This is a genomic window from Nocardia brasiliensis, assembly GCF_011801125.1.
Taxonomy (GTDB): domain Bacteria; phylum Actinomycetota; class Actinomycetes; order Mycobacteriales; family Mycobacteriaceae; genus Nocardia; species Nocardia brasiliensis_C.
This window is the reverse complement of sequence record NZ_CP046171.1, coordinates 3,178,940-3,192,912: the sequence shown is the minus strand read 5'-3', so window position 1 is coordinate 3,192,912 and position 13,973 is coordinate 3,178,940. Positions and strand designations below refer to the sequence as shown.

General features: G+C 68.2%; 12 protein-coding genes. 3 read left to right on the top strand and 9 right to left on the bottom strand.

Going from position 1 to position 13,973, the window contains the following annotated elements; genetic code table 11:
- Nucleotides 1-21: 21 nt before the first annotated feature.
- From F5X71_RS14605 to F5X71_RS14580, 6 genes are all read right to left on the bottom strand, one after another.
- Nucleotides 22-891, bottom strand: a complete 870-nt coding sequence (locus F5X71_RS14605; protein ID WP_167462447.1) for an alpha/beta fold hydrolase — start codon at nt 889-891, stop codon at nt 22-24.
- A 43-nt stretch (nt 892-934) separates the two neighbouring features.
- The gene (locus F5X71_RS14600; RefSeq protein WP_167462446.1) at nt 935-1,537 is read right to left on the bottom strand and encodes a hypothetical protein; all 603 of its coding nucleotides are present in this window, start codon (nt 1,535-1,537) and stop codon (nt 935-937) included.
- Nucleotides 1,538-2,005: 468 nt separating this feature from the next.
- On the bottom strand, nt 2,006-2,557 hold the full coding sequence (locus F5X71_RS14595) for a GNAT family N-acetyltransferase (protein ID WP_238815893.1): 552 nt from the start codon (nt 2,555-2,557) through the stop codon (nt 2,006-2,008).
- 401 nt (nt 2,558-2,958) lie between these two features.
- Complete coding sequence (locus tag F5X71_RS14590; protein WP_238815892.1) at nt 2,959-4,083, bottom strand: FAD-dependent oxidoreductase; 1,125 nt, start codon at nt 4,081-4,083, stop codon at nt 2,959-2,961.
- 151 nt (nt 4,084-4,234) lie between these two features.
- Entirely contained in the window at nt 4,235-5,779 is a 1,545-nt protein-coding gene (locus tag F5X71_RS14585; RefSeq protein WP_167462445.1) for an alanine/glycine:cation symporter family protein, read from the bottom strand.
- Between the two features lie 203 nt (nt 5,780-5,982).
- Nucleotides 5,983-7,467, bottom strand: a complete 1,485-nt coding sequence (locus F5X71_RS14580; protein ID WP_238815891.1) for a cytochrome P450 — start codon at nt 7,465-7,467, stop codon at nt 5,983-5,985.
- A gap of 464 nt (nt 7,468-7,931) precedes the next feature.
- Here F5X71_RS14580 and F5X71_RS14575 point away from each other — a divergent pair, with 464 nt between their 5' ends.
- From F5X71_RS14575 to F5X71_RS14565, 3 genes are all read left to right on the top strand, one after another.
- A complete protein-coding gene (locus F5X71_RS14575) occupies nt 7,932-8,354 on the top strand; it encodes a MarR family winged helix-turn-helix transcriptional regulator (RefSeq protein WP_167462444.1) in 423 nt (140 codons plus the stop codon).
- Nucleotides 8,355-8,358: 4 nt separating this feature from the next.
- Entirely contained in the window at nt 8,359-9,012 is a 654-nt protein-coding gene (locus tag F5X71_RS14570) for a TMEM175 family protein (protein WP_167462443.1), read from the top strand.
- Between the two features lie 99 nt (nt 9,013-9,111).
- On the top strand, nt 9,112-9,813 hold the full coding sequence (locus tag F5X71_RS14565; RefSeq protein ID WP_167462442.1) for a DUF899 domain-containing protein: 702 nt from the start codon (nt 9,112-9,114) through the stop codon (nt 9,811-9,813).
- A 21-nt stretch (nt 9,814-9,834) separates the two neighbouring features.
- On the opposite strand, the gene aztD is transcribed toward F5X71_RS14565, so the two are convergent.
- From aztD to aztB, 3 genes are read right to left on the bottom strand one after another with little or no spacing between them, the layout of a single operon-like run.
- Complete coding sequence (gene aztD, locus F5X71_RS14560) at nt 9,835-11,001, bottom strand: zinc metallochaperone AztD (RefSeq protein ID WP_167462441.1); 1,167 nt, start codon at nt 10,999-11,001, stop codon at nt 9,835-9,837.
- A gap of 27 nt (nt 11,002-11,028) precedes the next feature.
- The gene (gene aztC, locus F5X71_RS14555; RefSeq protein ID WP_167462440.1) at nt 11,029-11,949 is read right to left on the bottom strand and encodes a zinc ABC transporter substrate-binding protein AztC; all 921 of its coding nucleotides are present in this window, start codon (nt 11,947-11,949) and stop codon (nt 11,029-11,031) included.
- Nucleotides 11,946-13,931 carry a zinc ABC transporter permease AztB gene (gene aztB / locus F5X71_RS14550; protein WP_167462439.1) on the bottom strand — a complete coding sequence of 662 codons (1,986 nt, stop codon included), beginning with the start codon at nt 13,929-13,931 and terminating at the stop codon, nt 11,946-11,948. Before aztB ends, aztC begins: the two co-directional genes overlap by 4 nt.
- Nucleotides 13,932-13,973 lie beyond the last annotated feature (42 nt).

Sequence of the window (13,973 nt, the reverse complement as noted above, 5' to 3'; positions counted from 1 at the left end):
TCAGCGGTGCCGCCGGTCGGTTCAGTTGGTGGTGGCGAGGATTTCGTGGAGGACGCGGGCGAAGGCTTCCGGCTCACCGGCGTAGCCGGATTCGGGACCGGTGAAGCCGCCGTGATGGCTGGGGAAGAGCGCGGGCTGGTGTCCGAGTTGTTCGCCGAGCGCGATCGTGGTGCGGGCGGTGACCGTGCCGGTCGATTCCTCGCCGTAGCCGAGGATGATTCGGGTCGGTGCCGCGTTGAGGGCGGCGACGTCGGGGCGGTAGGCGACGACCTGGCTGGAACGCTCCGACAGCAGCGGGTCGTCGCGGGAGCCGTCGTCCGCGGTGGGCAGACCGAACATCGCCGGATCCGCGGCGGGCGCGGCGAAGTAGTCGTCGGTGAATTCGCCCTGCCAGGAGGTCATCGCGATGAAGGACGCCATGCCCGCGCCGAATCCCTTCGCCGCGTAGGCGGCGCGATAGCCGTCCGCGGCACGCTCGGCCGCCGCGGCGTCGGGGAGCATCGACAGCAGGGGCGGTTCGTGGGCGACCAGGACGGTTATGTCGGCGGGATGGGCGGTGACGAGGGCCAGTGCGACGATCGCGCCGCCGCTGCTGGCGAACATCTCGACCGGACCGGCGCCGAGGGCCTCGATGACGGCGTGCACGTCTTCGGCGTGGACCGCGGGCACGTTGGTGGTCTCGCCGTCGGCGCGCACGCTGCGCCCGAGTCCGCGCGGGTCGTAGGTGACGACCGTGCGGTCGGGGAAATGCGACGCGAGCGTGGCGAACCCATTGGCCTCCATCGGCAGCCCGATCATGAGCAGCGGCGGGCGGCCAGCGGCGGTGGGCAGGGGCCCGTGCACATCGTAGGTCAGTGTCGCGCCGGAGATTTCGAGCTTGTGCGTCGTCATACCACTACTGACGGGCACGGCCGCGAAAACTCATCGGTGACCCTCAGAACAATCCGACGGTGAATCCCTCATCGATCACACCCCGGTACCGCGGCCCCGCGAACACCCGAAACCCGGCGTCGAGGCGGGGGACGAGGCCGTGCGAGTCGGGGATGTCGCCGAACGGCACCCGGTAACCGTTTCGGACCCCGTGGAACTCCCAGAGCCGTTCCATCTCGGGATGGCGTTGCCGGAAGCCGGGGTCGGCGGGAAACAGGTCGAGCCGCACCATCGCCGAGGAGACCAGTTTCCTGGGATTTCGGTTCACCGTGCGCGACACCGAGACGGCCGCCAGCTCGGGCCAAGCGACCGACCAGGAGCTACCGCGCGGATCGATCCATCGGATTCCGGCCGGCTCGAGCACAAGCGAACGAGGCCGGGTGACCGCCCGCCACGAGAGCAGACCGATCAATGCGATCAGCAGCATGATCGCCCCGAACACCACGGCCGCGATCGCCACCGCAGGACTGCCGGACACGCCACCCGTCAACCCGGCCGCGACGCCGAACACACCGAACCCACCGGCAACAGCGATCGCTGCCGCGGACTTCCCTTTCGCGCCGTGCGCTAGATCGACTACTACCGGCGGAGACTGCTCGCGATACACCCGCACAGCGTATGTCCCCCTGAGGGTGGGCGATCGCTGGTCAACTGATCAGGGGGAACTCAGGTAAGCATTTCGCGAGTAGCCACCGCCACCAATTCCCCCTGACCAACCGTCCAACTCCCCCGGCCAGCGAGCGCCCCGCGCTGATGTGCGCCAGGGCCGAACTCATGCGCCGACCCTGTTGCTCACCAACGTGATGCTGTACTGACTCACCGGCACCGCGGGCGCCTCTGCGTACGTCACCTATATCCGCGCGGGCGGCTGGGGCCCCGAACCAGACTCCGGCGTCCCGACCGGCGTACTACTGATCCCGATCGACTGGGCGATCCGTCGCTACTCCGAACCCTCCCACACCATCACCCGCTGGACCGAGCTCGACCACGGCGGCCATTTCGCCGCACTCGAGATCCCGACGAACTCGGCGCCGACCTCCGAGAGCTCTTTCGAGACAAGAGATCCTGACGACGCTCAGTTCGCCGAGACGGCTGCTCGGTCCTTGTGGAAAATGAGGAAGTCGCACGGGGTGGCGAGCAGCGGCACCAGATGCGGGTAGCTTTCCTCCAGCTCGCCCTTGCGCTCGAGGACGTACCCGAGCCGCATGTACCAGCCGCGCAAGGACTCCTTCACCGGATGCGTCCACCCGCGCGGCACCAGTAGCTCCAGCTGCACCGCCCGCGCACCCAGTTCGACACAGTGACGCTCGGCGAAATCGACCAGGGCCCGGCCGATTCCGGCGCCACGCCGCTCTGGCGCGCACACCAGCATGCCGAATTCGCCGATGTCGTCGGCCAATTGCTGAATACAGACGGCACCGACGATGCCGCCATCCTCGTCACGCGCCAAGGCGATATACCCGGCGGCGATCAACCCCGCCATCTCGGATGTCGTTGTGCGACTGGCACCGTCGCGCCACAACCCCTCCTCGGCCACCTCATATACCCGATTCACCAGGTCGGTCAGCTCGCCGACCAATGCCGCATCGCCAGCCGCCTCCACCGCCACCATCTCGATGGACACCATCGCCACTCCTCCTAGCATCGCAACGCGCCCCACCCCGCGCCCATGATCACATCCATGTATACGCCCACCCCAAGAACGCGGTGCTCAGCCCGCATTCCCGCGGTGTCAGTCCATGGGACACCTGCGCTTTCGACCACACCGTTGATCAGCACCTATTCGGGTGTCGACGTAGCATCGCGGTTGTGGTGGCGATACCTCTGAAGGGGCTGGTTGGGGGGCTGGATCCGGCGGCGTGCAAGTTGCATTGCGCGACGTGGAATGGTGCGGCTCATCCGATTGACGCGCTGGCGCACAGTTGGGCGGAGTGGGTTGGTTGGCATCGGTGGCGGGGTACCCGTGACGAATTCAATCGGCAATTCATCTTCTCGCTCGCCAGGGATCGGAGTCGGCCGACGCGGTGGCTATTCGGTGGCGTCTTCGAGGTTGTCGGGCGGCGGCCCTTGCCCGGTGCGAACGCTTACGATATCGAGTTGCGCGAGGACCTGATGGGCGCGTTCATCAAGCGCCTCGTCGTGTCGTTCAAACCACCGGGTCGGACTGTCCGGTTGAACATGGAGACCTATCTGGACCAGATCGAGGTCGCAGCGGTCTTGGAGTCGCCTTACGCCGGTGAGCCATTTCCCGGCCACGATCAGATCAATCACGCCCTCGGCGTGCTGGAGGTCGCCGTCGAACAGGACTGGCCCGATTGGCGTGGCGCGTTGCAGCACATGAAGGGCGTCTATGTGATCCACGACGAGGCGACGGGCAAGGCCTACGTCGGCTCGGCCTACGGCGACACCGGGATCTGGGCCCGCCTGCGCGAGTATGTGGACTCGCTGCACGGCGGCAATGTCGCGTTGCGCGAATTGGTCGGCGCGCAGGGCGCGGAGTACGCGCGCACGAATCTGCGCTTCGCACTGCTGGAGTTCTGGTCGATGCGGACGGCGGACGAGCATGTGCTCGCGCGCGAAAGCTATTGGAAGAACGTACTGCTGTCGCGAAAGTTCGGCTTGAACAGGAACTAGTGCCGAAGTTCCTGGACGGGGCACTAAGCCGAAGTCGGCCGCGGTCTCGGAGACGGCGAGCGTGCTGGCGGCCGCGATCGGATGCACGGCGAAACCCGCTGTCCAGACAGTCAATTGAGCGTCGATCCGCGCGCCTGAACTGGTGACCACGCCCTCGGGGCTGACGTCGGCGTTCTCGCGGACGGTGATACCGAAGCGTTCGAACGCGCTGCGCAGGTGGTGCTGCGCTTTGTCGGTGAGCCAGTCGCCGACGCCGCGGCGCGCGGCCATGGCGACCCGCAGCTCCGGACGTGCCTCGGCGATCTCGGTGGCGATCTCGATGCTGGTCAGGCCGCCACCGACGACGAGCACGGGCTCGCCGTCCCGCAGCTGCTCGAGTCGTTCCCGCAGCCGCAGGGCGGCCCGCTTGCTCGCCACATGGTGGGCGTGCTCGACCACGCCGGGCACGCCGAAATCGGCGACGGTGCTGCCGAGGGCGGCTCCCGAATGCTGACAGCAGGCGGCAGCGATCTGGATCACAGCCGATCGCCGTGTCTCAACCATACCGAAACTGATTGCGCCACAACGCATCACAGCGAACAAGTGGTCACCGCTCCACCAAAGCAAGAGGAGCCTGCCGCGGCGCGGGACAACAACCCCGGCCGCGACAGGCCCCTCCTCGAATCGGCCGCTACTGCTCGGCCGTCGCCCGATCCCGATCCGGGCTGCGTCGATAGGTCTCCCAGAACGTCGCGCCGGGAATGTTCAGCGCCAACGGATCGAAGACCGGGTCCAGGCCCGCCTTCTGCTGACGTTCGAAGTCGCGCAACGCCTTATAGGCGGGCTGCTGGAGAATGATGATGCCGATGATGTTGAGCCAGGCCATCAGTCCGACACCGATGTCACCGAGCGTCCACGCGTCGGTCGCGGTCGAGACCGCGCCCACCGCGACCGACACCAGTATCAGCGCCTGCAACAGCAGGGTGAGGTTCGAGCCGAGCGTGTTGCGGATCAGCGGGAGCGGAGTGGTCGCGTACTTGCCGAGCATGAACCGCAGATTCGTCTCGGCCATGTAGTAGTAGGCGATGATCGTGGTCAGACAGAAGAACGCCAGCGAGATGGCGACGAAGGACGCGCCGGCGCCGCTCCACAGCGTGTCGAAGCCGACCTGCGCGAAGGCCGGGCCCACCGCGGCGTCCGCGGGGAGCACGCCGCCCTCCGCCAGCACGGGCCCGGTCGCGGACTCACCGTCGAACACGCGGTACGCGCCGGTCGAGAGAATGAGGAAACCCGTTGCGGTGCAGATGAAGAGCGTGTCGACGTACACGGCGAACGCCTGCACCAGGCCCTGCTTGGCGGGGTGCGAGACCTCCGCCGCCGCGGCCGAGTGCGGGCCGGTGCCCTGGCCCGCCTCATTGGAGTAGACGCCGCGCTTGACGCCCCACATGACCGCCGAGCCGATGATCGCGCCGAACGCCGAATCGAGGCCGAAGGCACTGGAGAAGATCAAACGGATGACCGAGGGCAGTTCCCCGGCATTGGCGATCACGATCACCAGCGCCACCGCGATGTAGACCACGGCCATGAACGGCACCACGATCGAGGCGAACGCCGCGATGCGCTTGACGCCGCCGATGATCACGAACGCCAGGACGATCACTGTGCCGACAGCCACCGCCCATTCCGACACACCCCAGGCCTGATGCATGGCGGAGGCCATCGAGTTGGACTGCACGCTGGGCAGGAGCAGGCCGCAGGCGAGAACGGTCACCGCGGCGAAGATGAACCCGTAGACCTTGAACACCGGTGCCGCGCGGGTGTGCGCCATCGCCTTGCTGAAGTAGTAGGCGGGCCCGCCACGGTATTCGCCGGTGAGGCGGTCGCGGGTCTTATAGATCTGCCCGAGGGTGGACTCGACGAACGAGGTCGAGGCCCCAAGGAAGGCCACAGCCCACATCCAGAACAGCGCGCCGGGCCCGCCGAACGCGATCGCGGTCGCGACGCCCGCGATATTGCCGGTGCCGACCCGACCGGACAGCGACATGGTCAACGCTTGAAAGGACGACACGCCCGACGGCGACGTCTCGCCTTGGCGCATCTGCCGGATCATCTCCGGAACCTGACGCACCTGGACGAACCTGGAGCGTATGGAGAAGTACACGCCGGCCGCCAGACAGAGGTAGACCAGCGCATTACTCCATATGTAGTCGTTGATCGTGGCAAGAAATTCGGTCAAGACACACTCCTAGTGAACTTTCGACATCGACCGAGATCCTTGCACGGACCAAGCCGTCATTTGTTACAAATCAGTCAACACGGCGTCAACCTCCGTGGTCCGCGCCGAGGTTTTCCCCTGATCGCCGCCACCGGGCGAGCTGCTGTGGCGGGCAAGTTCGTCCGAGCCTCGCGTGCGAAACAGCGGACAACACTGCCCGGGACTCAGGTGTGCGAGTGCCCCGCGGAGCGGTCCGACCCGCGCTCGTCGACCCGCCCCGTACGCCGCTCACGGGCGGTGGCGCGCATGCGCAGTTGCCGAGGTTGCGGCACCACCGCCAGGGTCGGCCCGGTGTCGATGCCCGCGACGGTGCGCAGCCGCCAGCGCGCGGCGATCGTCGCCAAGGCCAGCGTGGCTTCGTTGAGGGCGAAGTTGTCCCCGATGCATTTGCGCGCACCGGCGGCGAACGGCAGCATCCCGTCGCGCGGGGACGGCGCGGAACGGGCGGGGTCGAATCGATCCGGATCGAACCGCTCGGGGTCCGGGTACAGATCGGCCCGGTGCTGGATCAGGTAGGTGCTGTAGATGACGGTGGTCCCGGCCGACAGCGCGTACTTTCCGAGCGTGGTGTCCGCGGTGACCATCCGAGTCTGCAGCCAGGCCGGTGGGCGCAGGCGCAACACCTCGGTGATCACCTGACCGGTGAACGGCAGGTTGGGCAGGTCCGCCGGACCGGCGGGGCGACCGGCCAGGACGGTGTCGACCTCGGCGTACACCCGGGCGGCGAACTCGGGATGCTGGTCGAGCAGGATCAATGCCCAGGCCAACGTGGCGGCACTGGTGTCGGTACCCGCGAAGAAGAAGGTGAGTACCTGATCGACGATCTCGTCGTCGGTCAGCTGCCCACCGCCCTCGCTGTCGCGGGCGAAGACCAACGCCGAGAACAGATCACCGCGATCGACTCCCTCCACGCGACGCGCCAGCACCAGCTCCCGGAGGATGGCGCGCGCCTCGGCGGCCGCCTCGATGCAGGCGCGGTTGCCCACGACCGGCCACCGGCGCATCCACGCGGGCACGATCGCGTGCCGCATGACACCGGCGAAGACGGCTTCGACGTCGCGGAGCAACCGCTGCTGGGTTTCCTCGGAGATCGCCTTGTCGAACAGCGTCGCGGCGATCACGTGGGCGGCGAGGGTGTGCAGTTGCGCTTTGACGTCGATGACCTGCCCGTCATGCCAGGTGTCGACCAGCTCGGCGATCTCCTGCGCCATCATCGGCGTGTACGTGGCGAGGCGCTCGGCGCGGAACGCCGGTTGCAGCAGGCGCCGTTGCCGCCGGTGCTTGGCGTGCGGACAGGTCGCCAAGCCCTCCCCGACCAGCGCCCGCCCATGGTCGAACACCGGGCCGCCCTTGTCGAAAACGCGGTCCTGGCGCAGCATTTGCCGAGTCAGCTCGAGATCGCAGACCACGACCGCGTTCCTCGGGCCCAGGCCGATACCGACCAGGTCACCGTGCGCGGGCAGCGATGTCATGAACCCCAACGGATCTCGCAGCAGCGGCACCAGGTGCCCCAGCACCGGCAGTCGCCCCGGGGCCATCGCGATCGGCGCGGCGGTGTGCGGGCCGGCCAGCTCAGGAGTCGCGCCGAAGTCTGCGGTCCGACGCCGAATCTTCTTTACTACCCGGCGAATTGGTGACTGTTCGTCCACGGCCGACTCCCCTTCCAGGCACGTCCGACTCCCGGCCATTGTCCGACGACCCGATCGACGCCACTACCACCCGGGCAGGTGGATTTCGACCGGGTACCCACCCGGCACTATCGCTCCGGCCGGGCGCGACACTCCCAGTCTCCCGCACCCGGCGGCGGTCCCACAGCACACCTCACCGTTGCCCCACCCGCAGTCCACCAGTGCGACACCTCTTCCCCGCGGTCATGATCGCCATGGCGTGGTACTCACAGCGCTTGATCACCCCCCGAAAACCCCATGCCCACAGAGACATTGACGGGTACGAGCGGGCGGGCATGAGGCCGGCGGCGATGATCGACGAGATCGACCGCGGGCCGCGACGCACCCCAGGCGTCGCAGACTTGCAACGCCACCGCATCGAGGCGACAGGCACCGAAATTATCGGGTTAATATTAACCTGTAAAGACTCTGCTACGCTCGCCACCATGGACGATGGACTCGGCGACCTATTGCATCGCGTGGTATCCCTGCTCGGCGAGGCCACGCGGCGGCGCGTGGACGCCACCGGCGGGTTAACCTACAGCCAGATGCGGCTGCTCGGCACGCTGGAAGAGAGCGAGCCGATGACCCAGCACCAACTGGCACAGGCACTCTCGGTCTCGGACCCGGCGGTCAGCCGCGCCCTGCGCCCCTTGGAGACAGCCGGATTCGTCCAGATCGCCCCCGACCCCGAGCACGGACGGCGACGACTGGTCAGCACCACCGAAGCGGGCCGAGACGCCTTCCACGCCACCGGGAAACCGCTCTACGACGAGCTACGCACCGCCCTGCGCAAAGCGGGCTTCCCCTACGAGCGCTATCTACGCGACACCCTGCGTTTGGCAGAGCTCCTCGAGCGATCGCGATAGGCGCATGGGCACCAAACCACCCAGCATCGAGCTCGGCTGGCCACCGCATCGGATCGGCGCCTTCGTCGATGCCGTGCTCGCCATCGCGATCACACTGCTGGCGATCGAACTGGAGCGGCCGAGGCACGAGGACCTGGTCGACGCCGGCGCGCTGGCCGAATTCCTCTGGCGCGAGCGGTCGTCGTTCGTGGCGCTGCTGCTCGCGTTCTTCCTGCTCTGGTCGGTGTGGCGCCGCCACCATGTGCTGATCTACCAGGTCGAACGGGTCGACCGGTACACACTGGCCGCGCACGCGCCGATGCTGCTGTTCGCGACGCTGTTGCCGTTCGTCACCGCTCTGTTCGGCCACGCCTCGGGCAACCCGCTCGCGGTCTGTCTGTTCGCCGGTGTGGCCGCGGCGCTGTCCACCAGCGAGGCGGTGGTCAAAGAGATCGCGGCCCGCCGGTCGGTGCTGGCCGAGCGGGTCACGCCCGCGGCGTTGCGCGCGCAGGCCGACGGGTCATATGCCGTGGCAACGATTTTCGCCGTCACCGCCGCCCTGGCCTGGCTCAGCCCCGAGGTGTGGGTGGTGTGGCTGTTCGCGCCGCTCGGCGCCGCACTCGGCGGCAGGCTGATCGACCGAATTCGCGGTCCGCAGCCGCTTTCGAAAAGGGACTGAGCTGCCGGGAAGAAGACCTGCGCCGCGCACCGATGAATTTCGCGGCCGCGTCGGGTCTACATCGGCAGAACAGATCCATCCGAACGCGGGAGGAAAACCGTGACCGAGAAGACCATCAGTGCCCTGCCCCCTGTCGTCGACCGGCAAACCTGGCAGGCCGCCCTCGACGAGCTGCGGGTACGGGAGAAGGCCGCGACCCGGGAACTCGACGCCATCGCCGCACAGCGCCGCAGGCTGCCGATGGTCGAGCTCCCGGACTACACGTTGATCGGCCAGGACGGCCCGATCCGGCTGGCCGATATCTTCGACGGACGCGCCCAGCTCATCGTCTACAACCACATGTGGTCCGACGGCGCGCAATGGCAGTGCGGCGGCTGCACCGGGCTCACCTCGCAATACGTCCGCCTGGGATTCCTGGACAACTACGACGCGCGTTTCGTGGTCGTCACCAACGGTCCGATCGAGGAGGCACTCGCCTACAAGGCCAAGGTCGGCAACAAGATGGACTGGTACTCCGCCGCGGAGAGCTCGTTCGGCGCGGACGTCGACGCGGCGCCCGGCTCGGGTTTCGCGGTGAACGTCTTTCTCCGCGACGGCGACAAGGTCTACCGCACCTGGCATACCAACGGCCGCGGCACCGAACAGCTCAGCCACACCTTCCCCTTGATCGATATCCTGCCGTGGGGCCGCCAAGAGGAATGGCAGGACTCCCCCGCGGGCTGGCCGCAGTCGCCCACCTACTCCAAGTGGCTCGACTCCCCCGACATCGCCGAGCGCTACGGCCAGGGCCGAGACGCCTAGCGAGGCCGAGGGCAGGAGTCGTCAGTGGGCGACGACTCCGCTCAGTTCGTTCGGCGCGGCGGGCAACGCGACGGTCGCGGCCACCGCACCGGCGGCGAGATCCACCCGATGGACCTGTTTGGTCGCGGGATCGGACACGTAGGCCATGCCGCCGCGAACGAACAGCGCCGGGCGCGCCTCCTGCCACTTCAGCGGTTCCTGCCAGGGCGCGAGCACCGGGATCGACCGGGTGACGGTGCCCGCGACCGGATCGATGACGTGCAGGCGGCCGTCGGTGCCGAGCACCAGCGCCTCCCCGAGCGGGCCACGCGCCAGCGAACGGAAGGTGTAGCTGGTGCCGATGTCGACCAGCCGCAGCGTGCCCGCGACCGTGTCGATGAGCGAAACCTGCTGCGGGCGCTCCAATTCGGCGTCCTTGTCCTGCTTGTAGTCGGCCAGCACGATCGGCGAGACGTCGCTGCCCGCGGCGTTGCCGATACGACCATACGGCGTCGGGCTGACGACCTTGGTGAAGGCGCCGTCACGGAACACCAGAGCGCCGGTCTGGCAGCCGATCACGACCGCTTCGTCCTTGGCTGCGGCCTCGCCGTGCACGCCGGGGCAGTCCTCGCTGCGGGCGATCTCCTTGCGCTGCTCATCGAGCGCCACCGCGCCCACTCGCTTCTCCTCGGTGCCCAGCGTGACGACCAGGTTCTTGTTCGCCAGCTCGACCGCGACCCCGTGGTGCGGCGCCGCGGCGCGGTACTGCTCGGTGGGCGGCTTGCCCTTGCCGAGCGAGGCGGAGGCGAAACTGGTGACCTCACCGCTGCCGTCGGCGAACAGCACGGTGCGACCGGCGTGCCGCACGACGTGCCCCGGCTTCGCGGCCGGGAATTCGGTCCCGGTGAACTCGGCGCGCACCGCGTCGAACACCCGGAATCCGTCCTTCACCGACACCAGTAGATGCCGGTCGTCCCCGGCCGGGTTGAGCCGGTTGAAGCCGTCCAGCCGCGCCTCGCCGGTCTTCGCCAGCGTGGTCGGGTCCAGGACGTAGATGCCGCCGTCATAGGTGACCGCGATCGGTTCGCTACCCGGTGGGCGCTTCGATTCCTCTTTCGAATCATCTGTGCCGCAACCACTTACCGCGACCAGCGCGGCGATGATTCCGGACAGGGCGACCGGCTTGGCGGTACGTGACCACATGTGCATTCATTACTCCGTGTTCTCGTGGGGAGGTCAGGCAGGCGGCGCGGCGAGGCCGCGGACGATCGCCGAGGTGTTGGCGCGGGTCATCTCCAGGAAGGTGCCCGCGCCGCCGCCGGGTTCGGTCAGCGACTCGGTGTACAGCGCGATGACCTGCACGTGCAGACCGGCGTGCGCGGCGAGCACGCGGGCCAGCTTGTCCGGCTGGGAGGAGTCGGCGAAGATCGCGCCGACGCCCGCCGCGCTGATGGCGTCGGCCAGTGCGCTGAGGTCGGAGGCGCTCGGCGAGGCGAGGGTGGTGCCGGAGGGGATCACCGCGCCGACCACCTGGAAGCCGAAACGCTGTGCGAGATAGCCGAAGACATGATGGTTGGTCACCAGCTTGCGACGCTCGGCGGGGATGCCTGCGAACTGCTCGCCGACCCACTGGTCGAGCCGGTCGAGCTCGGCGAGGTACCGATCGGTGTTGGCCCGGATCGCCGCCGCGTCCACCCCGCCGACATGCTCGACGACGGCCGCGGCAATCGCCTCGACCGCCACGCGCACCCGCTTGGGGTCGGTCCAGAAGTGGGGGTCGGGGCGGCCCACCGCGGCATCGGAGGTGTAGCTGATCGGGTCGACGTGCTCGCCGACGGCCAGCGCCGGGACGCCCGCGCTCTGCGCCGCCGCCACATGCCGCGCGACACCTTCCTCCAGGCCGAGCCCGTTGTGCACGACCAGCGCGGCACGATCCAGCTTCGCGGCTTGCTGGGCGGAGACCCCGAACGAATGTGGGTCGGCGTTGGGCGGCATCAGCACGGTGACCTCGGCGGCGGAACCGACGACGGCGCGGGTGAGGTCGCCCAGGATATTGGTGGTGACCACGATGCCGGCGCGTTCGCCGTCGCCTCCGCACCCGGCGAGCAGCGGTAGCGACAGGGTGAGCGAAATGATCAGGCGTATCACGGTTTTCATTCGCCGGTCGCCACCATGTCGGTCGGGGCAAGGCCGACACCGAAGGTGCGGGCCAAGCGCAGGTTGTCGTTGTAGGCGATCTCGTAGACCTGCCGCCGCGGCGCGTCGTTGACGTAGGCCCGGTTGGTGTCGACCAGGATCACCGGGACCGGGGCGTCCGCCGCGAGGGGTTCGAGCAACGCGACTCGAGCTGTCTCCCCGCCGGTTTCGGCATCGATACCGTGCAGCGTGCCGTCCCGGGTCAGCGTGAGGATCGACGCGCCCTCGCCCGCCGTGTTCACCGCGACGACCGGGCCGACCGGCGCCAGCGTCCAGCGCCGCTTGCGCACGTCGAGCAGCCACAATCCCTGCTGTCCCGCCGGGGCGGTGAGCGTCGCGCTGCCGCGACGATGTGTGAAGACAGTCGCCCTTTCGGCGGACTCCCGCGGGTAGCGGATCTTCTCGCCGACGAAGGTCTCGTTCTGCCGGGTCACGACGAGAGCGCCGTCGGCGCAACCGAATACGACGCCGCGTCGCGTCACCGCCTGCCCGCGCGGGTCGGGGCACGGTTCGGTGATATCGGTGACCGCCGCGTTGTCGCGGGTGCGCACCCGCACCCCAGCACCGGTCGCGACCAGCAGGTGCTCAGCGTACGGAACGGCGGCGCCGTCGGCGATCCTGACTCGCTCGACGATCGATCCTTGATCGAGCGCGGCGCGATCCAACACCATCGTCGCACCCCCGTCGAGTTGCAGCGCGGCCACCACGGGATCGCTGTACGCGGCGCGCACCTGCCCCTCGACGGTGCCGAGATCGCGGATCGGGGCGCGGTAGTAGTGCACGTGGTCACCGTGATCGACCATCCAGCCGCCACTGTCCACGATGCGCGTCGAATTCGCCGCGCTCACATAGCCGTAGCGGCCGTCGCCCGCGATCTCGCGCACGCTATCGGCCGTGCCCGAATCCGCCACCTGCTCGGTGGTCAGATCCAAGACCTGGATCGCCCCGGTGCCGCGATCGGCGAGGACCAACCGCGACTGCGGCTCGGCCGTCTCCTGCGCACCCGCCACATAGCCGTGCGGCGTCTCGACGGTGCCCGGCGCCTCGGTGGGTGTCCCGCACCCGGCCAGCGGTAACACGGCCAGCGCGCTCGCCGTGGCTGCGGCCGCGCGAACCCCCTTGCCGCGCAGCCGATCACGTAGCACCGCAGCCAGCGCGGACAGGAAGAACAGACCCACCGCCACCGCGGCGATGGTCGCACCGCCCGCCGTACCGGCATGCCAGGAGATCAGCAGCCCCAGCACCGTGGCCAGCCCGCCGAGCAGTGCCGCGAGCGCCATCACGGTCGGAATCCGGTCGGCCCAGTACGTCGCGGCCGCCGGTGGCGCGATGAGCAGCCCGAAAACCAGCAATGTCCCGACGATGTGGAACGACGCCACGATGGCCAGCGTCACAAGGCCGACCAGCGTCACGTGCGCGAGCCGCGGGCGCAGTCCGAGGGTGTGCGCGGTGCGCGGGTCGAAGGTGGAGGCCACGAACGCACGATGGCCGAGCACGGCGACCATTCCCGCGATCGCCACCGCGAACACGAGAAACACCAGATCCGTTGTTCGCACGGCGAATACGTCACCGAACAGGAAACCGGTCAGATCCGCTGCGAACGACTGGGAACGCGACACCATGACGACACCCGCCGCCAGCATGCCGACGAACAGCAACCCGATGCCGGTATCGGCCGAGAGCCGCCGATTGCGGCCCAAGGCCGATACACCCAAAGCCATTGCGGCACAACTGATCGTGGCCCCGATCAGCAGGTTGCCGCCGAGCAGCGATGCCGCCGCGACGCCGGGCAGCATGCCGTGCGCCATCGCGTCGCCCAGAAAGGCCATGCCGCGCACCACCACCCACGTCCCAGCCAAGGCGCAGATCGCCGAGACCAGCAGGCCGCCCCAGAGCGCCCGTTGCACAAATGCCACCTCGAACGGGGCGAACAGCCATTCCATGGGCATACAGTAGAATGAAAATGATTGTCATTACAAGTGAGG

What these genes read in the sequence shown, in the direction of transcription:
- F5X71_RS14605 (WP_167462447.1), bottom strand. Translation starts at nt 891, where the DNA reads ATGACGACGCACAAGCTCGAAATCTCCGGCGCGACACTGACCTACGAT.
- F5X71_RS14595 (WP_238815893.1), bottom strand. Translation starts at nt 2,557, where the DNA reads ATGGTGTCCATCGAGATGGTGGCGGTGGAGGCGGCTGGCGATGCGGCA.
- F5X71_RS14575 (WP_167462444.1), top strand. Translation starts at nt 7,932, where the DNA reads ATGGACGATGGACTCGGCGACCTATTGCATCGCGTGGTATCCCTGCTC.
- F5X71_RS14570 (WP_167462443.1), top strand. Translation starts at nt 8,359, where the DNA reads ATGGGCACCAAACCACCCAGCATCGAGCTCGGCTGGCCACCGCATCGG.
- aztD (WP_167462441.1), bottom strand. Translation starts at nt 11,001, where the DNA reads ATGCACATGTGGTCACGTACCGCCAAGCCGGTCGCCCTGTCCGGAATC.
- aztC (WP_167462440.1), bottom strand. Translation starts at nt 11,949, where the DNA reads ATGAAAACCGTGATACGCCTGATCATTTCGCTCACCCTGTCGCTACCG.
- aztB (WP_167462439.1), bottom strand. Translation starts at nt 13,931, where the DNA reads ATGGAATGGCTGTTCGCCCCGTTCGAGGTGGCATTTGTGCAACGGGCG.